The sequence below is a fragment of the Saccharothrix hoggarensis genome (genome assembly GCF_052936025.1).
The window spans coordinates 3,829,219-3,849,099 of record NZ_CP193624.1 but is presented as its reverse complement, the minus strand read 5'-3'; the positions used below and the strand labels follow the sequence as shown (position 1 = coordinate 3,849,099).

The window sequence follows — 19,881 nt, the reverse complement described above, 5'->3', positions numbered from 1 at the left end:
ACGGTTCCTCGCGGGGTGGTAGGGGAGACCGGCCGGTCGACGCCGAGTCGGACGAACCGGCCGGGACGGTCGTTCGCCCCAAGACACCGCCGCCCGACCCCCTGTGACAGCGGACCGGCGTGACGCCGGTCTCTCCCACCCGAGCGCTGCGGGCGTCACGACCCGGCGGCGCCGAACCACCGGGACAATCGGCCGACCAGGTCCGACTGGTCCTCCCCGACCCACGCCACGTGGCCGTCCGGCCGCAGCAGCACCGCGGGCACGTCCAGCTCCCCACCGACCTCCACCACGTGGTCGACCCGGTCCGCCCAACCCGCCACCGAGAGCCGCCCGGTCCGGTCGAGCAGCACCCCGCGCCCACCGCGCATCACCTCGTACAGCCGTCCCCGCTCCAGCGCCACGTCCCGCATCCGCCGGCCGACCAGTTCGTGCCCGCCGCCCAGGTCGTAGCGGATGCCCGTCGCGGTGATCTTCTCGGTCAGGTACCGGTTGACCTCCTCGAAGTCCATCAGCTCCGACACCAGCCGGCGCACCGCCCGCGGACCCGGCTCGGTGGACATCAGCTGCATCTGCGCGCGGGTGTTCTCCAGCACGTCGGCCGCGACCGGCCGCCGCTCGGACTCGTAGCTGTCCAGCAGCCCTTCCGGCGCCCAGCCGTTGACCTCGGCGGCCAGCTTCCAGCCCAGGTTGAACGCGTCCTGGATGCCCAGGTTGAGCCCCTGCCCGCCGACGGGCGGGTGGATGTGCGCCGCGTCGCCCGCCAACAGCACCCGCCCGTCCCGGTACCGCTCGGCCAGCCGCGTCGCGTCGCCGAAGCGGGAGAGCCACCGCGGCGAGTGCACGCCGAAGTCCGTGCCCGCGACCAGCCGCAACTGCCGCTTCACCTCGTCCAGGGTCGGCGGGACGGTGCGGTCCTCGGCCACCCCCTCGGCGGGCACGACCAGCCGGTACCCGCCGTCGCCGTGCGGCCCGACGCCGAACCGGAGCTGGGTCTTGCGGACCTCGGCCACCACGGCGGCCACCGTCTCCGGCGACGCGGTCAACTCCACCTCGGCCAGCAGCGTGTCGGCTTTGCTCGGCTCACCGGGGAAGCCGATGCCGAGCAGCTTGCGGACCGTGCTGCGGCCGCCGTCGCAGCCCACGAGGTACCGCGCGCGCAGCCGCGTGCCGTCCGCCAGCTCGGTGGTCACGCCGTCGTCGTCCTGGCTCAGCCCGACCACCTCGCGCCCGCGCCGGACTTCCACGCCGAGTTCGGCGGCGTGCTCGGTCAGCAGGCGATCCGTCGTGGTCTGCGGGATGCCCAGGACGAACGGGTACGTGGTGTCCAGGTCCGGCGACGGCTTGGTGATGCCGGCGAAGAACCCGCCCACCGGGTACTGCTGCCCGTGCGCGAGGAACCGGTCCAGCAGGCCGCGCTGGTCCATCACCTCGATGCTGCGCACGTGCAGGCCGAGCGACCGGACGACCTTCGTCGGCTCCGGCTCCTTGTCGAGCACCACCACGTCCACGCCGTGCAACCGCAACTCGGACGCCACCATCACGCCGGTCGGCCCGCCACCGGCCACGATCACGTCAACCACGAAACCCCCCAATTCCCACGTCCCATTTCGACCGGCCCGACCGACGCGTGAACATCGCTCATTTCCGCAGGTTCCGGCCGCGGCCGCAGAGTGTGCAGCACAACCGGGGTCTTGCGGCAAGACCCCCTGTGCGCTATAAGTTGAGAGTGGCAAGGAAAAGTCTCCTTGCCCTTTTTTGTGCCCGGCCGACGTCGGTCACCCCTCGGCGATGAGCGGCGCGCCGGGTTCGTGCCGCCGCCAGGCCTCGGTGAGGCGGACCAGCCGGGAGGGTGCGGCGATACCGCGCACGGTCACGATCCTGCCGTTGGCGAGGTCGAACGTCACGGCGCCGACGACCCGGTCGCCCGGCACGAACAGGATCGCCGGAGCGCCGTTGACAAGCGCGTAGTGGACGGCGGGTGCCGCCGGCGAATCGCCGTTTCGCGGGTGAGGGCTTGAAACCGGCCCGGGCAATGGCGGCAATGTGCTGCGGGGTGTCGTACCGCAGCAGCGTCTCGGCCAGACCGGCACCGTCCGAGATCGCGATCGCGTCGTCGGTCAGCAACGCCACCAACCGTTCCGTGCGGCCCGAAGAAGCCGCGGTGAGAAATTCCTCGACGATCCGGCGGGCGTTTTCCGGGTCGACCACGCGGCGACGGCGCTCGGCGGTGACGCGGCGCCGTGCCCGGTGGAGGTGCTGCCGGCTCGCGGACTTGGTGACGTCGAGGTTGTCGGCGATCTCGGCGTGGCGTAGGAGAACACCTCGCGCAGCAGGTAGACGTCCCGTTCGACGGGGGACGGGCGCTCCATCAAGGTCAGCACCGCCAGCGTGACCGATTCGCGCTGCTCGACGGTGTCGGCCGGGTCGAGCAGCGGGTCGCCGTCGAGGAGCGGTTCGGGCAGCCACGCGCCGATCGTCCGCTCACGGCCGGGGCCGAGTGGAGCCGGTCGAGGCACAGGTTGGTGACGACCTTGGTCAGGCACGTCTCCAGCACCTCGATCCGATGCCGGTCGGCGGCCTGCCGACGTAGGAACGCGTCCTGCCCGGCGTCCTCGGCGGTCTGCGTACCGGGACTCGCCACGGAAACCGGTCCGAGGCTGACTTCCGATAAGGTTCACTTATCGGAAGTCATCTTCCCGGCACGCTATAGCGTTGCGTTGTAGCCATTAACGTTTGAAGCAACGAAACTCTGCTACGGTATCGCCGTGACGACGACCGAGAACCCCGCGACGACCTGCAACTACCCAGGCTGCACCCGGCCGGTGTGAGCTGCAATCATAATGCCTTCGCTGTTGCTGGCAACCTGTCTTGATGTCGCATGTAAAGTGTCTCCCCTGGCGTTGCGGCGCTCAGCGCAGGGTGTCTGACCTGCATGTTCATCGGTTCATGATCCGCTCCGCAGTTTGCAGTGTTCGTCACCGATTGTACATTTTCGTCCTTCTGATGCCACTGCGGCGAGCCCTGACGCCATCGCCGACCTGCTTGCCACCAGGTCGGCGATCAATTCACCGATTCGAGTCGAGAGTCGCCGGCAAAGTTCGCCGGGTACTGCACGGCGCCTATGTGCACCTGCATGGAAAAGTTGGCGATGCATCGCAGCGCAAGCAAGCTTTCCGCTTGAATCTGTCGGCGAGTTTCGCGGGTCCGGCAACCGTATTGTCGGGTCCGATGCGAGTTGCGTTCAGCCCATAGATTCGAACGAGGCGGAATAGTTCTGTAGGACATGGATGGCTTTGGCCAGTCGGCCGGTGCGGTAGGGGCAGCGGCGGAGCGCGCGAAGGATGCGCCAGGTCTTGAGTTGGGGGTCGGCGCGTTCGCCGGGTCCGCGCAGGCGGGCCTGGACCCGGTCAGCGTCCAGGCGATCACCCGCAGGTTCACCTCGTGCATCCGGTGCTTGCCCGAGTAGAAGGGCCGGTCCGCGACGACCCGGTCGATCGGGCTCGGCGTGCCGTCGACGACCACGTCCGGCCAGACCTCACCACTTGGCCGACCGCAACCCATCCACAGCTCCGGAGCCCCACCCTGCGGGCAATCCGACGGTTTCGTTGACATGGCGCCAACACGTCCTGTCGACACTCCGAACCCGGCGCCGACCTCGGCGAAAGCCTCGCCCTCGCGCAGGTACACCAGCAGTGCGGGCGAGGTCCGGAGCAGTCGGCCTGCCGGGTCGGCCAGGAGCCGGACGTGCTGACGATCCCTGGTTCAGAGAAGCGGGGATCGGCCGGTCAGCCGGGCGCCGTGCGATGCGGCTGGTCCCACCATTGCAGTGAGTATCGGACATCGGCAGCGGGGCGGGGATGGTCATCGGGGGTGAGGATTCCTGCCGCACGCAGCGCCGCGACCCGTTCGGCGGGGATCCGTGTGGTGGGGTCGGTGAGGAGCAGGTAGAGGTCGCGGGCGATGTCGTGGTCGACGGCGACTGTCGACGGGACCTGCTCTGGGGAGGGGGCGTCGGCCTCCGTCGTGCTACCCCGAGCGGTCGGGTCGCGCAGGTATCGCGGTTCGGGGCGCAGGGCCAACGTGTCGCCCTCGATGTGCAGGGCTACGCCGGGGGGCGGATTGTCGTGGAGTCGGATGGCTGCGGCCTGTACTCGCGGGACCGGCCATCGTGCCTGTTCGGCCACGGTGTCGGTGGACATCGCGGTCGGGTGGTGACGCAGGAGCAGTGCGGTCAGGTCGGCGACGTCGGTGTCGGGTGTGGTGTGCCACGGGGATCGGGGGCTTTGCAGGACCGAGGCGATGGTGGGCGCGTCGATTCGGGTCAGGGTCGCCAGAAGCAGCATCGTCCTGGTGGGCAGGCGTGTGATCAGGTTGATCATGCGCCATGCCGTGGTCGTCTCGGTGGGCAGATCGTCGGTGGTGGTGTTGAGCAGGTCGGCCAGTTCCCGCCGGGGCATGGGCAACCTCAGCAGTGCGGTGTGCAGGGCATGACCCACCGGTCCGGGGCACTGGTGTTGCCCGCACCGCGGGCAGGGTGGGTAAGCGTCGGTCACGATGTCTCACCGCCGGGATCGGATCCGGATTCTGCAGGATGCGACGGCGGTGTCCCCGGTGTCGTGGACGGGTACACCGGGTCGGGGCGTATGTCCCGCACGGTCAGGCCCCGCCTGACGATCCAGAACAGCAGCGGATGCATGCCCCGGTAGGCGATGCCGCGTCTGCGCTCGCGCTCCCCGCTGGTGCCGCGTGTGACGATATGGGTGCCCTCCACATCGGCGAACCGCAGGTCTTCGGCGATGTCGAACGGTGGTCCGTTGTAGATGGCCTGTGAAAACACCTCGTGAGACAGCATCGCGCGGTCGCGCACGAACAGCGGGGGGTCGACGACGGGCTGTCGGTTGCGGTGGTGGTCGCGTTGACAGCGGTAGGCGCGCAGCAGCGGCAGGCTCCAGGGTGGCAGTTGAAGGATCGTCGTCCCGAACACCAGGGCGGGTGCGGTGACGGGTCCGCCGGCGCCCGTGGTGGCGGCCGGGGGAGTCGCGTCGTCGTCGAGGTCGGTGTCCGGGTGGACGGACACGACCGGGGAAAGGTCCTCCGTGATCAGGTGGTGGTCGCGGAGCATGACCAGTCCGTCGCAGTCCGTCTCGAGGTAGCCCCACAGCAGGTTGGCGACCGCGACTAACGGGTCGAGCACCGGCTGCAGGGTCCCCAGGTAGTGACGGGGCACCAGGTTGCCGGGAAGGGATTCCGGTCGTGGTCGTGCGTAGGCGGTGGGGTCGTGGCCGATCCAGTGTCCGGTGTGGGTGAACGCCGCAGCCTGGATCGCGCGCAGGGTGATCATCCGTACGGCCAGCGGCGGGTCGTGCAGGGTCAGGCCGTGGAACAACGCGGTGCAGATCCTGTCCTGTATCCGCGCGTCGTGCGGGAGGGCCAGTTCCGTCGCGCAGGCGGTGTAGGCGGTGGTGTAGACGTGGTCGAGGGCCTGGCGGTGAGGCAGTCGCGCGCACGCCGCGCGGAAGGTGGGGAAGTCGTCGACCGGCAGGGACATCGGGTCGATGTCCCTGCCGGCTCCGTCCCAGTCGGGGCCGGGTCGCCGCCTGCCCCATCCGTCGTCGCCCCAGGACCACTGTGCCGGTGCGGGCCGCAGGCCGGTTCCCGGTGCGTCGTCGTCCGGAAAGCGGGAGCCGGTCGGGTCCGGTGGTCCGTCGGCGCCGTATGCGGGAGTGGGTGGGTGTCGTGGCGGGCCGCCGTCCAACAGGTCATCCAGACTGGTGGTGAGGGCGGGTCGGGCGATCGGGGCGGTGCTGATCAGGACCAAGCGGGCTCCGAGGTGGTCGCACCATGAGCGGGCGAGGTCGAGGGTGGCCTGGTTGAGGGAGTGGGGGCAGTCCAGGGCGAGCACCGCCACGCGCAGTCCGCACAGCCGGTACAGCGTACGGCGGGGTAGTTCGTCGGGTTCGACGGACTGCGATTCCACGTCGCGCATCGTGACGCCGATGGCCCGCAACGTGTCGTAGGCCAAGTGGACCCGGTGCACGGTGGCGGGGCGGATGCGTACCAGCAGGATGCGGCGTGCCCGGGCCGCGGGCGTGGTCAGTGCCGCGCACACGGCGGGGTCGTCGGAGGGGTTGAGCAGTTGCCACGCCACGGCCTGCGGGCCGTCGAATTCCGGGTCGCGGTGGAGGTCGACCGTCGTGCCGCCGGACATGAGGACTCCCGTCTTCGTCGTGTACGGGCTGGACGCCGTCGATCGCGCTGACGGCGACGATCCCCTGGCGGCCTTGGGGTTTGCGGTGTCGGCACCGGCCGGCCGCGCGGGGTGGATCAGCTGCGGCCGAGGACCCGGTAGCCGGCGGCGACCAGTTCACGGTCGAGGGTGACGCGGCCCTCGGCGTGGGCGAGGTCGGCGGCGGTGGCGGTGAACGACACCCAGTTGCGCCAGTTGCCGTGGGCGAACTCGGTGTCCACCGCGGCCAGCAGTTCCGGTTTCGCTTCGGAGTACAACGGGTGGTAGTGGCGCATCATGGCCGGTACCTGACGTCCGGGCAGCGGGTGGAACTGGCGTCGTCGCAACATGCGTGAGACCAGGGTCTGGGAGCGGGAGATGGTCTCCCAGCAGCCGTCCCCGCCGACGAACAGCACGGCCAGCCGGGTCGCGGTGTGGTCGTAGAGGTAGCGCAGCACCTCCATGGCGTGCCTGGTCAAGCGCTGTGCCTCGTCGACGACCATCAGGTACGGGGCGCCGGACAGCTGCTCGAGGGCCTGTTCCTGTATGCCGAACCGGTTGACGCCGGTCGGGATGGAGCCGGTCAACGACCTGGCCACCTCCTGTGCCACCCGCAGGTCGTTCGGTCGGTGCGGAAACACCAGTTGCACCACTCGCACCGCGTCCTTGGCGGGCGTCCGGCTCCGCGGCGTAGCGGTGCCCGGCTCGGGCAGGGACGCAGAGCCGGTGGCGGTCAGGCGCTCCAGGGCCGCCTGCACGGCGAAGGTCTTGCCCAGTCCGGCCTGGCCGTGCACGATGCCCATCGCGAAGTGTCTGACGAGGTCGTCGATGTCGGCGCCGACCCACTGGAACGCTTCCGTGGCCAGCATCTGCGCGCCGCTCAGTCGTAGATAGTGCTCGGGCATCCCACCTCCCGGTTCGAAGTCCGCGGCCGTCCGTGGTCCCTGTGGGTCGGGCGGTCCCTGTGTGCGCCTACCGGGTGATTCGTTGTCGGCAGGTGTCGTTTCGTCCTTCAGCCGGCGTCGTCGAGCACTCGTACCGTCGGCGGATCGTCGAGGTCCGCATCGGGTTCGGGCACGACGAAGAACGGGACCGGCCTCGACAACCGCGTCCGACGCACGGGACGGCGTTCGGCGGGCTCTGCGTCCGGATCCGCAGTGGTCGGCACCGGGGAAGTCGGCACCGGGGAAGTCGGTGCCGGGGTAGCCGGGACTACGGGGCGAGGCGGAGGTTGTCCTGCGGTCGCGGGCAGCACGGGTAGGGGCTCCGGCGGAAGGACGACGATGTCGTGTGTGCCGACGGTGCCGGCCTCGGTGTTGCCGATGTCCTCCTTGCTCGACGCTGTCGGTGTGGTGCTCGCGGGCTGCGGCGGGACGGGCATGGGCTGCAGGGCGGGAGGGCCGACCGGTTCGTCTCGGCGACGGGCGCGGGCGATGGCGGCTCGGCGGCGGGCCAACAGGTTCGCGGTGTCGCGTCCGCGCGCCGCGTCACGCGCACGGGCCTCGGGCACGGTGAGCGTCTCGCTGGGGGTCGCGGTGGCCAGGTGGACGCCGTTGCGGTCGTATACCTCGACGAAACGGTCGTCGTGGGGTGCGTAGCGGATCTGCACCGTACGGCCGACGGCGTTGTCCAGCACTTCGGCGCTGTAGTGCAGATTGTCGTTGCGGATGCCGGACTTGCCGATCACCCGGCGCTCCGGGCCGAGCAGCAGATCCCGCAGCAGTTCCGGCGCGATCGTCATGAGCGGAGTGGGGTCGGCCCGCCACGCGCGTAAGGGGGAGCGTCCTGCGAGTCCGCCGTGACGGTGGGCGGTGTTGTACCAGTGCACCCAGCGGGTGTATTGGTCGACGAAGGCCTTCCAGGTCAGCATCGGGGCCACGGCCGTGGCGACCGTGGCCTCCGTCGAGTCCGAGTCGACCGTTTCCGGGGCGTGGGCGAGGCCGTTCGTCGTCTGGGCGAGGTCGTGGTGGTCGCCGTGGTGTCGAGCCACGTCCTCGGCGGTGGGGTGGGCGGTAATCCAGGCGATGTCGTCGCGGATCGGGGCGCAGAGTCTGCCGTGCCGGTCCCGCGGGCCGCGGGTGTAGCCGGGCAGGTGCACGAGCAGCATCCGCGTCACGGTGTCGTGCCAACGTTCGATCCGTCCGTGGTAGTGCGGGCGGCGCGGAGGCGAGTGCACGATCCTGATGCCCAGGCCGGCCGCGAAGCGGTGTACCGGGTCCGAGGTGAACTCGCTGCCGCGGTCGCATTCCAGGAACTGTGGTACGCCGCCGTGGTCGCCGCGTGCCGGGTCGCGGAGGATGGCGTCGCGCAGTGCCGCGAGGACGGTCTGCGCGGTCGGCCTTCTCTCCGACAGTACCCATCCCAGCTGCACGCGGCTGTAGGCATCGATGATCGAGGTGAGCCAGGGGTGCACCGGTGCTCCCCGTCGGGGCAACACGAGGATCTTCAGCTGCGCATGGTCGGTCTGCCAGATCTCGTTGCGGTGACCCGCCACCCGTCGTCGGTACACGCGCAGCGCATCGCGTGCCGTGTCGCCACCGGTCCAGAAGGCCCGTTCGGCAGGCGAGAGTTCCCTGTCGAACGCCGCGTACAGCGTGCGTTCGGCCACCGGCCGTGCTCCGCGCCATCCGGCCAGTAGGAAGGTGGGGATCGGCACCCCGCTGTCGATGCGGTCGCGGCCGGCGACCGCGGCGCTGCGGGCCCGGTGCACCGCCGATACCTGGCCCGCGTAGTACTCGAACGCCCACATGTCGGTCTCGTCGAGCAGGAACCGGCTGGCCGGCATCGGCCGTGTGTAGTCGCGGCCCTTGGCCAGCCATCGATCCACGGTCCGCTCGCTGACCCTCACGGCCGCGGCCGCTGCGCGCACCTCCGCTCGCGACAACACGCCACGCTCGCGCAATCCCAGTAACCGCGCCACGACCCGCGCCCTGGACTCACCCCTGACGTGTGTGTTCTGTCGGCCTCGCTCCAGCGTTAGGTTGTCACCGGCCTGCGGCTGCACACCATCCGGTGCCGTCGTGGGCGAAACCTCCGCCACCGGGTGTTCCGCACCGGAGACCCCGCGTTCGCCGACGGAGGTATGAGACCAGGCCGCGCCGGGCGTGGCCGTTCCGATGTCACGGGTGCCCATGGTCCGGTCCTCCGCAATCCTCGATCTCCGGTGACGGCTTCCCTGCGGTGGTGCTTCCGAGCGAACCGAGCAGGCCGTTGGGCGTCAACCCCTGTGACCCGAACGGCGCGACGGTCGCCGCGGAACCGGTGAGCGCGTCGGTCATCGTGTCCCGGCTGACGGCGCGGTCATCCCGATCAAGGCACGTCCCCGTGCACCCTCGCGCTGCAGACGGATCAGACGCCCCCATCGGTGACCGGTGTCGGAGTCCGGGGCTCGACAGTCGTCCCGCACAGTGACGGCACCGTGCAGGCGAGTGGTTCGAAAGTGCCGGTGACGCCGCCCCCACCGTGATCGCTTCCGTTGCGTGTCACCGCGTGACGGGGTCCGCGAGCGTGGTCCGCGTGGGGGTGTCGTCGAACTTTCGTTCATGGTGGGCAGATTCGGGCTGCGGCCGGCAGACCGGGCTGGCCGGCCCACCGGGCTCGCGGGCGGATCGCGAGACATCCGGCAGGCCGGCCCTCGGTCATGCGCCGTGCAACCTGTGGTCGGTGCCGGTGCGCCGCAGGGTGTGCCGCAGCGGGTTCCGACCGCGGTGACCGGTGTGGTGGGCCCGGCGCAGGGGGACCGTGCCGTCGGCGGTACGGGGAGCGGTCACGGACGTGGTCACCAGCCCGGAGACGGGCAGGTAGGTCATGCGGCGGGCCCGCAGGTCCGCCCGGACCAGGCCCTGGCCACCGTGGTCGCGCAGCAGGTGCCAGATGCCGAAGCCGGCGAGGATGGCCTGTTCCCACTCGTGCTCGTCGATCGCGGTGACCTCGAATCCGGTGACGAATTCCCGGATGTGGTGCAGCAGGGCGGGTTCGATCCGGTCGTGGCCTTCCAGGTAGCCGCGGTGGGAGGCGTGGCCGAAGACCAGGGCGGCGATGCCCTCCTCGACGGCGACCGCGCGGCCGCCGTCCTCGTTCTCGTCGGTGGCGGGGTCGCTGCGACGTTTGCGGTCCAGCAACGCGCGGGTGACCGGCGACCAGCCCAGCACGGTCGCGTAGGCGAGGTGGAACGCGTCGTGCAGCCGGTAGCCGTCGGGGATTCGACAGGCGTCGGTCAGCGGGTCGCCGATCGGCGTGCCGTCGATGCTGATCGTGGTGACCGGCACGCCGTCGCGTTCGCGCGGTCCGGTGCGGAAAAGGTAGTCGACCCGGTCGGGCAGCCGCTCCGCGGCGGGGAAGCGGGCGTCGAACCGCGCCGAGGACCGCTCGCCGTCCCACGTCCTTGCCCGCGGGACGGCGCCGACCGCGCGGTGGGCGGGTGGGCGACGATCGGAGGCCGACCGCCCACCGCCCGGTCGCCGATTGCCGCCCGGGCTTGACGGCGCGGATCCGGACGTCGACGGAGTTCCGGTCGTCTGCCGGTCCGGCTCGTGCCGGTCGAGTTCGCCGCGATGCGGCGAGGACCCGCTCCGGTCGGACGGCGCGGTCTCCGGTGTCGCCGAACCGTCGGCGGCCCGGTGCCCGTGGGGGGCCTCCGCCTCCACTGCTCGTCGCTCGCCGTCGACGTGCGGTGAAGCGCTCGTGACGCGGCACTCTCGGGGGATGGCCGTCGCGTCGGGGTGCTCGTCGGATGCCATGAACTGGTCTCCAGTTGGCTTAGCGATCGGGGCGGTCGGGGCCACCCATGATCGTCGGATTAATCGGCAAAGCCTGTCGACTTTTGCCACTCCTGTGGTATCATGAGACAAGCGTTGTCGGCAACCACGACACGGAAGGGTGGTCGGTGAGCGATCCGGACTCACGACGCTCGCGTGTGGAGGACTTCATCCTCGAGCGTCTGGCGCTGCTGGAGCAGTGCGAGGTCGACGAGCTCCGGGAACGGCTGCTCGCCGACGGGGCGGAGATGCCCTACGACTCGGTGGTGCTCGTGGAGCTGATGACCACGGTCGAGGAGCACTTCGGCGTGCGCCTGCCGCTGGAGCTGGCCACCGCGCGGGACATGCGCGCGATCGGGAGCTTCGCGCGGCGGGTGTGCGAGGAACTCGACGCCGGCGACGCGGACGGACCATCACCGGTCACCGCGTGGACGGCCGCGCCCCACGGTGACGGAATCGACGACACGGGCGCCGAGGGGACGCCCGACCGGGGTGTCGCGCGGGAGGGGGAACCCACGTGACCACGTCCGCAACGCCTCCGAGCGGGTCCGACCACCCGCCGGGGCACGCGGAACCCTGCGCGCCGTGGCGCGCAGGCGCCGAGGGAGGTAAGGAACGCACATGGAATCGGACACGGCACCGGGCACGCCGGACGACCGCGAGGTCGCACCGGACTCCCGGGCACCAGGGGTCAGTCGAGACAGACACGCCGACAGCCGTCACCTGTCGACGGGCTCCGGCGGCGGACGCGGTCGCCCTCCGGCGGGTGGTGACCCTACGGGCGACCTGGAGCAACGGATGCTCGCCGAACGGCTGCGCACCACCCGCGACCGGCTGGGCCTGAGTCAGCAGGCGGTGGCCGCCAGCACCGGCATCCCTCGCTCGGCGATCTCCGACATCGAACGCGGCCAACGCCGCGTCGACAGCCTGGAGCTGAAACGACTGGCGGTGGTCTACGGCAGGTCGGTGGAGTACCTGTTGGGCGAGGACGACGAGGGCGAGGACCAGGGCTCGCTGCGGATCCTCACCAGAGCCCACGCCGGCATGACCGCCGACGACCGGGCCAAACTGGTCGCCTTCGCCGAGTTCCTGCGCCACCACGCCCACACCGCCCGGGTGGAGCACGACGTTCGACGTACCACCGCCGACCGGCCCCGGGACGGTGACGGGGTCGGATGAGCAAATGGAGCGTGGCGCACCGGCTGGCGCAGATGGCCGCGGCCCGCATGCGCGGCGACGCCGGGCTGGACACCGCGGCGCGGGCCGACATCCCCGCGTTGCTGCGCGCGCAGGGTCTGGTGGTGCAGGCCGAACCCGCCGATCGACTGTTCGGGGCCTACATGCCCGCCGACCCCGACCTGGGCATCCCCGGCGGGGTGTGGCTCAACGGCGGCCTCACCCTGCCGGGGCAGCGCCACACCGGCGCCCACGAGCTGGGACACCACGCGCTCGGGCACGGGGCGAGCTACGACACCGACATCGCCGCGCTCGCCCCGCCCGGCACGCCCCTGGACTTCGGCGAGTCCTGCGCCGAGGCGTTCGCGGCGTGGCTGCTCATGCCCCGCGCGGCGCTGCAGTGCGCGTTGCGCGCGGTGGCCGTCCGACCCGGGGCGCCCACCGCGGTCGAGGTCTACCGGGTATCGCTGCTGCTGGGCACCTCCTACCGCGGCACCGCACGGCACCTCGGCGTCGCCCACCTGATCCCCGACCAGGACAGCGGCCGGCTGCAACGCGCCGTGCCCGGACGGCTCAAGGACGCCTGCGACGACCCGAGCGCACCACCCCGTGACGGCCGCGGCGAAGTATGGGCGCTGGCCGACTTCACCGCCGCGGGCGACATCGTGGTCGCCGACGGCGACCGGCTCGTCCTGCCCGCGCACGCGGTGGCCGCCGCCGACGAACTCGTCGACACCGGACACGCCGAACACGTCCACCACGGCCTGCACCACATCACGCTCACCGCCCGCACCCGTTCCACCACCCCGGAGCCCGACCCCGCCGACGGTGTCGAGATCCACCCCGACGGTCCCGACGGCGCCGGTGTGCGACTGCGGGTGCAGACGCCACTGCGCCGCACCCCACCCCGCGAGACCCCGCCCCCCGATGTCTCCCGACTCGACGAGGCCGAGCTGGATCGTCTGCTCGCCGGCACCCGCGACCACTGACCACACCGCCGAACACCCACACCCACACCGCCGCCGCGCTGCGGCATGCGTCGCGCCCACCGGCCCGTCGGGGTCGGCGGTCACCTTCACGGGAAGGCCGAGACCATGCACCTGTCCGACTCGATGATCACGGGCACCGACTGCGGCCAGGCATGGCTGTCGGCCGTGCAGACAGTCCTGCGCGTGCCCGGACGCAAGGCGTTGCACCTGGTCGTGCGGATCACCCATCCCGACCGCGAGGACCCCCGGATCCGCCACGTGGTGGACGACCTGCTGCGCAGACGCGGCCTGCAGCCGGTCGACACCGTGGTCAACACCCTGTTCCCGCGGCACCTGGCACGGCTGGCCGCCGACCCCGCCGAGCTGGCCGCCCGCTACCGCACGCACTACCCGCGGCTGCGCAAACTGCACCGCGCCAACGGGCGTGGCACCTACTTCGGCAGGCTTGTCGCGCACCCCGCCGACGGCCGCGAGGTCGACCAACTCGCCCGCATCGTCGCCCGCCTGCGGTCACATGCCCGCAAGCCCGGCGCGGCACCACTGTACGAAGCCGGATTCATGCTCATGGACGACGACCCCGAACAGCCCGGACACAGCGCGCACATCGACCCCGGGACGATGGACGCCGCCAGCTCCGACGAGCCTGTCGACGCGACGAGCGACACGCGGCCGGCGACGACCTCGGAAACCGCCGATCCCGCAAGTGCCGCGGACGGCGCCGCGGTCGCCATGATCGACACCCCGATCTACGCCCCCCGCACCGACGCGATGCCCCTGGGATTCCCGTGCCTGTCGCATGTCTCCTTCCAGGCGGTGGGGAACACCGTCCACGCGTTGGCGCAGTACCGCAGCCAATACTTGGTCGAACGCGGCTACGGCAACTACCTGTCACTCGGCCTGTTGTTGCGCTACGTCGCCGACGCCGCGGGACTGCAGGTCGGCGCGCTGACGGTCACCACCGGCCTGGCCGCGGTGGACGGCGGGGTCCGGCAACTCACCACCGCCCTGCAGTCGTTGACCCAGCAGCGCCTCCCGGGCCTGTGACCATCCGCGACCTCTCCGCCTGATGCGCACACTCCGACAGGCCGCGGCCGCAAGGGCTTCGCCGACGTGGCGAGGAAGGGCGGGGGTGCGCTCCTGGCCGCGGGTGACACCTCCCGCCGGAGCCTTCGGCGTCGGACGCCGGCCGGAGGCACGCACCGGACGACCGAGGCCGGTACTCGTTGATCGGGCGCGGACGGGCGGCGACTTGGCCGACAGGCGGTCCTGTACGTCGCCGGTCATGAGGATGGTGGTCGCGGCCGTGTCGAGCCGGACGGGCGCGGCGGGTCCTGCACCGCGTCGGACCGCCGGATCGACCGTACGCGGACCATGTCGTCCCTAGTCGCGTGCGAGTTCGCCCAGTTGGGCGGCGACGGCGTCGTTGATGCCCCACTTGGGCGGAAACCACGGTGTGGGCAGGGGAGCCGGGTCGGGTCGGTAGTGTTGCTTGATCCGGGTGCGTCCCGACAGCCCGCCGATCTCCGGGTGGGCGACACGGGAGTACTTGTCGACCTCGCAGAACAGGTTCTGGCAGTCGATCAGGTGCAGTCGACGCCCGCCCAGACCGGGAAAACTGAGACCCAGACGCGCAAAGTGCTCTTGCTGAGTGTCGGTGACCCACGTGATGATCTGCGACTCGATTCCACGGCTGTCCGGGCCGAAGCACTTGCGGATGCCGTCGCGCGCACCGGGCCCGGCGGCGACGAAAGAGTTCTCGGAGAAGTCCAGGACCGGGGAGTAGTTCAGGTCGATGGCGAACTGGTAGGCCAGGAAGTCGCCGAGGCTGCGCCTGGACCGCAGCGCGGTGAACACCTCGCGCAACGACCGGGCCGCCGTGACCTGCGCGGTCAGCCCGTCGGCCATCAGCGTCTCCAGCAGCAGCAGATGGTCGGCATGTTTGCGGGTTCCACCCAGACGCGGCGGAGGAATGACGTAGGCCGCCGAGTACAGCCTTTCACCCCGACCCCACATCGCGTCCAACACCGCTCGCGCCGCTTCAGTCTGCCAGTCCCGCCACGTGATGGTGCCCAACCGCTTCTCCAATGCCCTCCAGGTCCCGATCTTGTTGAAGATCTTGAACAGCAGGACGCGGAACACCACGTCCCGTTCGTCCCATCCGGCCGGCCACCGGGTGCCGTCGGGATAGGACACCGGAGCGATGGCGAACTGGCTGACCCGGTCGCAGGCGCGGTAGCAGTTGGTGAACCGGTAGGCGGACAGGATCGGATCCTGCCCGTCGGGCCGTGCGTCGACCGGCTGCGCGGCGGGCATGCCTCGGAACCGGTCGAAGTACAGCAGCTGGCGGGCGACGGCGAAACGCCAATAGGTGTCGAACACCGCCGTGGGCCGCAGGCGTCGTCCACCGATTACTACCGGCGCGTCCGAGGTGCCGGGTCCTTCCGTCGCGCGCGGCCGGTCCCCGGAGCGCCCGCGGCCACTGTGTCCGTCCACCGTGACACCGACCGGCACGGCCGCCGTGGTGCGCCGGACGGCGCCCTCGCGCCGTCGGGACGGCATGCCGGGGATGACCGGGGGAGCGTCGGCCACTGTGGACACAGCGGAACGTCGCGGTCGGATCGGGCGAGCGGGCGCGGAGGACATGGCCGACAACCTAGCGTCGGCTCAGGCGGCGGCGGGGAAGGCATGCCGCGCGATCCGACGGCCGCTGGTCGACCTCGTGACGATGTGCGTCGCAACCGTCCCAGCGGCACCCTCGCGGCCCCGTGCGGGGATCCACCCGATCGCACCGGATACACGCCGATCGGGTGGATCCGCATGGCCCGGCGCGCACCCGCGCCGGGCCGCGTTGCGGCATCCGCGCGGTCCGACGATCCGGGCTTCATAACAACGGCCTAGAACCGGTTCCGGATTGTGACGAGCAGGAATCGGATCGAAGGCGGCCGATTGTGTGATTGTGGCGTCCGATTCCGGCGGTCAGCCGATGGGGACTGGCGCGTACAAAGATTGAAGGGGCATAGTGACACCCCTCGCGGTGGTGGCCCGATGCGCGACGGGCCGCCCGACCCGTTCACCGGAACGCGATGTCCATCGGCGTCGTCGGGTCACCCGACGGCATCACACGACACACCTCGGACGAGAAATGACCAGATGTGCACCATCGTGTCCGACCCGCCTGTGGGGCGCGCCGGACCTCGGACCGGCGCAGTCGCCTCCGGCCGACATGGGCATCGCGCAGCCAGGTGCCGCCGTCGCCGCGCCGTCGGTCCGCCGAGCGGGCATCCGCGACGGGTCGGCGCACCGGACCGTCCCAACCGTGGTCGACCGGTCAGCGGGTGGTCGAGCCCTGGTGACGCAAGGTGACTCCGGCGGCGAGCAGGCGATCGCGCACGGTGCTGTAGTCCAGCCCCCGCGCTGCGGCGATCTGCCGGATGCTGTCCCCGGCCCGGTACGCGCGGGCGAGCTCCTGCCCGTCGGACGCCCGTCGTGTCCGGCTCGGCAGCCGTACGCCTGCCTCGCGCAGCAACCGTCGCAGCTCGCGGCGATCGATCGCCGTGGCATCGGCCAATTCGTCGACGGACTCACCGCGGCGGTACCGCTGGGCCAACCGGGCCGCCACATCGGCCTCGGAGGGGCCCAGGCACGATCGCGTGTAGTCCTCCACCCCCGCCTCCACCAGCAGGCGCCGCACCGTGCACGGACGACGGCCGATCTCCTCGGCCAGCTGCCGAATGGACATCCCACTGGTGACGAACTCGACCGCTAATCGCTGTGCGAGCTGCCGACGCCGCCCGCCGCGTAACGCCGCAGTGTCACGCTGTGCGCTCATCCCCGAGGCCTCTCCGGCGCACCGCAGGCCCGACCTCGGCCACGCAGGTCCGGGGGACGTCGACCGTGCGCCTGGTGTCCGTCCGGTGCAGGGACACCGCGATCACACCCATCATGACGCGGCGAGCCGGAACATCGAGGCGATCGCCGGACGGAAAGCAGCCGCCCCGGCATCCACACTCAGCGCTCCGTCCCCCGATTGCGCCGCGATTAATCGTAGGACACGATTAATCGCACTGTCCACGCTCGCAGCCTGTCGGGGGCCCTCATGGAGCACATCTCCGAGTTGTCCGCACAATTGCGGACGCGTGACGGGACGACGCAATGGCGTCGATCCCGCCGATGCGGCCCGAACGGGGCCAATTGCGTCGCCGTCGCGTTCCTCCCGCACGATGTCGTCGGCGTCCGTGACACAAAAAACGGCACCAGGTCCGTCGTGCTGCCGTTCCAGGGCCGCAGCTGGGCCCGTTTCGTCATCGGCACGCGCCGCGTGGCCCGGCGACACACCTGAGCCCGCGGTGTCCCGGTGTGCGCGCACACCGGGACACCGCGACACCGGCCCGGTCACGCCGACGCTCCGGTCGGAGCCGCCGATGGCCCGGCCGCCCAGGCGGAACGGGGTGGACACATGTCCGTTCCGGTGAGTCCGACGCGACAGTTGCTGGGGCGCGCCCTGCGCGAGGCCCGCACCGCCGCAGGACTGAGCCAACACGCGGTGGCAACCATCCTCGACTGCAGCCAAGGAAAGATCAACAAGCTCGAGTCGGGCGTAGTGGTGGTCAAGGACACCGACCTGCGCCTGCTCGTCAAGCACCTGGGCATCGACGAGGCGACCGCTACCCGCATGGTCGACCTGCTGGACATGGTCCGGCGCGAGCGAGGCTGGTCGGGCCGACACGCCCTCATCCCCCCGTTCTTCCGCCGCTACCAGCAGTCCGAACAGCACGCCGTACATGTACGCGGATGGCACGCCGAGGCGATTCCCGGGCTACTGCAGTCCGAACGCAACATGCTCACCCTCCTGTCCGTCGCAGGCCCCGACGCCCTCGACGACCAGGTCCGCAACCGCGAAGAACGCCGTCAGGTGTTCACCGCCAACCCCGACGCCCAGCACCACTACATCCTCGGCGAGGGGGCGTTCCACCGCATCCGCAGCAGCCGCGGGCCGGGGGTCGCCCTCGACCAGGTCGAGCACCTGCTGCGGACACTGGACCGACATCCGCAGCTGGCCGTGCAGGTACTGACCTACGCGACAAATTTCGTGCCCGGTGACTTCAGCATCGTCACCATGCCAGAGGGACTCGACGACTTCGTATACCTCGAACGAGTGAACAACGCCGACTACCTGACCAAGGAAAAGGACCTGCTCGCTCACGATCACGCCTGGTCACGGCTGGCCGAACAGGCCCTGAGTCTCGAAGAGAGCCGACGCCACCTGGAAACGTTGCGCAACCATCTGTGCGATGAATCGTCAGACTAGTGCCGTCTGCCGCGCATGCCGGACCGGCGCTACCGTCGAGCAATCGGAGAGCCGTCACGGCCGGACCGGAGGACGACAGGCGTGACCGACCCCCGACCACCCGCAGAGCACCCCATCCCCAACGAGCGCGGCCCGGCGCGGGACGACATGACCAGCGTCGACACAAGCCGGCCCAGCGCCGCGCGAATCCAGAACTACCTGCTCGGCGGCGAGGCACATTGGACCATCGACCGCGGTGTCGCCGACCGGGCGCTGCAGGAACTGCCCTCCTGGCAAGACGTCCACATCGCCTCACGTCTTCTCCTGCGCCGCGTGATCCGGTTCCTGCTCGCCCGCGGCGTACGTCAGTTCATCGACGTCGGCGCGGGCATCCCCGACGCGGCAGCGATCCACCGGCTCGTCCGCGATCCCGTCCACCCAGCGACACGCACCCGGCAATCGGGGCGCTCCAGCGCTGCTCGCGTGGTCTACGTCGACCGGGACCCGCTGGCCGTGGCGCACTGCCGCGCCGCGCTGGCACGGGACGGTGACCAGCGCCGACACGCCGCCGTGCAAGCCGACCTACGCGACCCCGACGAACTGTGGACCCGTGTCGCGGACACCGCAGTGATCGACCCCCGCCGCCCGGTCGCACTGCTGGTACTGGCGGTGCTGCACTTCAACCCCCCCGACCTCGCACGGGCTTCCGGACACGATCCCGTCGTCGATTCCATGGCCGCGTACCGCCGATGGTTACCGAGCGGTTCGTATCTCGCGATCTCACACCTGTCCGACCACCAAGTTCCCCCGCCCACGGCGGCCGAGCTTGCGGCCGTGACCGACCACTACCGCCGAGCAGGCGTCCCACTTTCGGTCCGATCACCCGACGGCATCCGAGCACTCTTCGGCGATTTCACCCTCCAGGAGCCCGGACTGACTTGGTGCCCCCTGTGGCACCCGGACCTCGTTTCTGACGCTCGAAGTGCCCCCCGTTTCCCCACGCCGCGACACTCATTACTGCTGACCGGTTTGGCACGCAAAGCCTGACCCGCAACCGATTCCGTCCCGGACGTCAGGCTTGGGACCGTCGGACAGGAATGATCGGCGCGAGGCCTGCCGAGCTGAGAGGACCTCCTACTTGATCGGGGTATCCCTTCGCTCTTCGTGCGTGAGTGCGCAGACTGCCGGCCGTCGACCCTCAATCACGACGCTGACAGGGCAGGACCTACGTTTCCCAGTCGTGCGTGCGGTGTTCTCGGACGACCCAAGTCCAACCAACGGGTGTAATGCCGGAGCTGCTCAGGTAGCCGACGCGGTCCAGGTCGGTCGTTGGCGGCGTCGCTTCCGGTGTGGTGGAACGCAGCCCGTTGGGGGATGGTATGGATGGATGATCTGCGGGCCGCGGTCGGTGGTGCCACCTGTGCTCGGGTCGAGGCGCCGGGCCGC

At 70.6% G+C, this 19,881-nt stretch carries 17 protein-coding genes and 1 pseudogene; 8 read left to right on the top strand and 10 right to left on the bottom strand.

Annotated features, from left to right (window positions below; all coding sequences use genetic code 11):
* Window positions 1–155: 155 nt before the first annotated feature.
* Complete coding sequence (gene rox / locus ACRAKH_RS17675) at window positions 156–1,580, bottom strand: rifampin monooxygenase (protein WP_380718630.1); 1,425 nt, start codon at window positions 1,578–1,580, stop codon at window positions 156–158.
* 195 nt (window positions 1,581–1,775) lie between these two features.
* The gene (locus ACRAKH_RS17670; RefSeq protein ID WP_380718628.1) at window positions 1,776–1,931 is read right to left on the bottom strand and encodes a hypothetical protein; all 156 of its coding nucleotides are present in this window, start codon (window positions 1,929–1,931) and stop codon (window positions 1,776–1,778) included.
* Between the two features lie 112 nt (window positions 1,932–2,043).
* Here ACRAKH_RS17670 and ACRAKH_RS17665 point away from each other — a divergent pair, with 112 nt between their 5' ends.
* On the top strand, window positions 2,044–2,313 hold the full coding sequence (locus ACRAKH_RS17665; protein ID WP_380718626.1) for a hypothetical protein: 270 nt from the start codon (window positions 2,044–2,046) through the stop codon (window positions 2,311–2,313).
* A gap of 928 nt (window positions 2,314–3,241) precedes the next feature.
* Here the strand turns inward: ACRAKH_RS17665 and ACRAKH_RS17660 are convergent.
* From ACRAKH_RS17660 to ACRAKH_RS17635, 6 genes and pseudogenes are all read right to left on the bottom strand, one after another.
* A pseudogene (locus tag ACRAKH_RS17660) lies at window positions 3,242–3,693 on the bottom strand (transposase family protein); the annotation flags it as partial.
* A 92-nt stretch (window positions 3,694–3,785) separates the two neighbouring features.
* Window positions 3,786–4,457 (bottom strand): hypothetical protein, encoded by a 672-nt coding sequence (locus ACRAKH_RS17655; RefSeq protein ID WP_380718624.1) that lies wholly within the window; start codon window positions 4,455–4,457, stop codon window positions 3,786–3,788.
* Window positions 4,458–4,549: 92 nt separating this feature from the next.
* Window positions 4,550–6,208: a hypothetical protein gene (locus ACRAKH_RS17650; protein WP_380718622.1), complete on the bottom strand. Its 1,659-nt coding sequence runs from the start codon at window positions 6,206–6,208 to the stop codon at window positions 4,550–4,552.
* Between the two features lie 116 nt (window positions 6,209–6,324).
* Window positions 6,325–7,131 carry an AAA family ATPase gene (locus ACRAKH_RS17645; protein ID WP_380718620.1) on the bottom strand — a complete coding sequence of 269 codons (807 nt, stop codon included), beginning with the start codon at window positions 7,129–7,131 and terminating at the stop codon, window positions 6,325–6,327.
* Window positions 7,132–7,238: 107 nt separating this feature from the next.
* Window positions 7,239–9,359: a DDE-type integrase/transposase/recombinase gene (locus ACRAKH_RS17640; protein ID WP_447009116.1), complete on the bottom strand. Its 2,121-nt coding sequence runs from the start codon at window positions 9,357–9,359 to the stop codon at window positions 7,239–7,241.
* Window positions 9,360–9,864: 505 nt separating this feature from the next.
* On the bottom strand, window positions 9,865–10,965 hold the full coding sequence (locus ACRAKH_RS17635) for a hypothetical protein (protein WP_380718616.1): 1,101 nt from the start codon (window positions 10,963–10,965) through the stop codon (window positions 9,865–9,867).
* A 146-nt stretch (window positions 10,966–11,111) separates the two neighbouring features.
* Between ACRAKH_RS17635 and ACRAKH_RS17630 the strand changes: the two genes are divergently transcribed.
* The 4 genes from ACRAKH_RS17630 to ACRAKH_RS17615 all read left to right on the top strand — a co-directional run bounded on the left by ACRAKH_RS17630 (window position 11,112) and on the right by ACRAKH_RS17615 (window position 14,192).
* Window positions 11,112–11,504, top strand: a complete 393-nt coding sequence (locus ACRAKH_RS17630) for a hypothetical protein (RefSeq protein ID WP_380718613.1) — start codon at window positions 11,112–11,114, stop codon at window positions 11,502–11,504.
* Window positions 11,505–11,781: 277 nt separating this feature from the next.
* Window positions 11,782–12,162, top strand: coding sequence for a helix-turn-helix domain-containing protein (locus ACRAKH_RS17625; RefSeq protein WP_380718611.1), 381 nt, complete (start codon window positions 11,782–11,784; stop codon window positions 12,160–12,162).
* Complete coding sequence (locus tag ACRAKH_RS17620; RefSeq protein WP_380718610.1) at window positions 12,159–13,148, top strand: ImmA/IrrE family metallo-endopeptidase; 990 nt, start codon at window positions 12,159–12,161, stop codon at window positions 13,146–13,148. The genes ACRAKH_RS17625 and ACRAKH_RS17620 overlap by 4 nt, the downstream gene beginning before the upstream one ends.
* 105 nt (window positions 13,149–13,253) lie before the next feature.
* On the top strand, window positions 13,254–14,192 hold the full coding sequence (locus ACRAKH_RS17615; RefSeq protein WP_380718608.1) for a hypothetical protein: 939 nt from the start codon (window positions 13,254–13,256) through the stop codon (window positions 14,190–14,192).
* Window positions 14,193–14,528: 336 nt separating this feature from the next.
* On the opposite strand, the gene ACRAKH_RS17610 is transcribed toward ACRAKH_RS17615, so the two are convergent.
* Both ACRAKH_RS17610 and ACRAKH_RS17605 read right to left on the bottom strand, forming a co-directional pair.
* Window positions 14,529–15,746, bottom strand: coding sequence for a nucleotide kinase domain-containing protein (locus ACRAKH_RS17610; RefSeq protein ID WP_380718605.1), 1,218 nt, complete (start codon window positions 15,744–15,746; stop codon window positions 14,529–14,531).
* Between the two features lie 730 nt (window positions 15,747–16,476).
* Window positions 16,477–16,977 (bottom strand): helix-turn-helix domain-containing protein, encoded by a 501-nt coding sequence (locus ACRAKH_RS17605; protein WP_380718603.1) that lies wholly within the window; start codon window positions 16,975–16,977, stop codon window positions 16,477–16,479.
* Between the two features lie 267 nt (window positions 16,978–17,244).
* On the opposite strand from ACRAKH_RS17605, the gene ACRAKH_RS17600 reads away from it, so the two are divergent.
* The 3 genes from ACRAKH_RS17600 (at window position 17,245) to ACRAKH_RS17590 (ending at window position 19,482) form a co-directional block, all read left to right on the top strand.
* Window positions 17,245–17,487 (top strand): DUF397 domain-containing protein, encoded by a 243-nt coding sequence (locus ACRAKH_RS17600; RefSeq protein WP_380718600.1) that lies wholly within the window; start codon window positions 17,245–17,247, stop codon window positions 17,485–17,487.
* 117 nt (window positions 17,488–17,604) lie between these two features.
* Window positions 17,605–18,456, top strand: a complete 852-nt coding sequence (locus tag ACRAKH_RS17595) for a helix-turn-helix domain-containing protein (RefSeq protein ID WP_380718598.1) — start codon at window positions 17,605–17,607, stop codon at window positions 18,454–18,456.
* An 81-nt stretch (window positions 18,457–18,537) separates the two neighbouring features.
* Entirely contained in the window at window positions 18,538–19,482 is a 945-nt protein-coding gene (locus tag ACRAKH_RS17590) for an SAM-dependent methyltransferase (protein WP_447009115.1), read from the top strand.
* Window positions 19,483–19,881: the final 399 nt, after the last annotated feature.

Coding starts and splice junctions, on each gene's coding strand:
- ACRAKH_RS17655 (WP_380718624.1), bottom strand. CDS start 4,457: ATGCCCCGGCGGGAACTGGCCGACCTGCTCAACACCACCACCGACGAT.
- ACRAKH_RS17650 (WP_380718622.1), bottom strand. CDS start 6,208: ATGTCCGGCGGCACGACGGTCGACCTCCACCGCGACCCGGAATTCGAC.
- ACRAKH_RS17645 (WP_380718620.1), bottom strand. CDS start 7,131: ATGCCCGAGCACTATCTACGACTGAGCGGCGCGCAGATGCTGGCCACG.
- ACRAKH_RS17640 (WP_447009116.1), bottom strand. CDS start 9,359: ATGGGCACCCGTGACATCGGAACGGCCACGCCCGGCGCGGCCTGGTCT.
- ACRAKH_RS17635 (WP_380718616.1), bottom strand. CDS start 10,965: ATGGCATCCGACGAGCACCCCGACGCGACGGCCATCCCCCGAGAGTGC.
- ACRAKH_RS17625 (WP_380718611.1), top strand. CDS start 11,782: ATGCTCGCCGAACGGCTGCGCACCACCCGCGACCGGCTGGGCCTGAGT.
- ACRAKH_RS17620 (WP_380718610.1), top strand. CDS start 12,159: ATGAGCAAATGGAGCGTGGCGCACCGGCTGGCGCAGATGGCCGCGGCC.
- ACRAKH_RS17615 (WP_380718608.1), top strand. CDS start 13,254: ATGCACCTGTCCGACTCGATGATCACGGGCACCGACTGCGGCCAGGCA.
- ACRAKH_RS17605 (WP_380718603.1), bottom strand. CDS start 16,977: ATGAGCGCACAGCGTGACACTGCGGCGTTACGCGGCGGGCGGCGTCGG.
- ACRAKH_RS17600 (WP_380718600.1), top strand. CDS start 17,245: ATGGAGCACATCTCCGAGTTGTCCGCACAATTGCGGACGCGTGACGGG.
- ACRAKH_RS17595 (WP_380718598.1), top strand. CDS start 17,605: ATGTCCGTTCCGGTGAGTCCGACGCGACAGTTGCTGGGGCGCGCCCTG.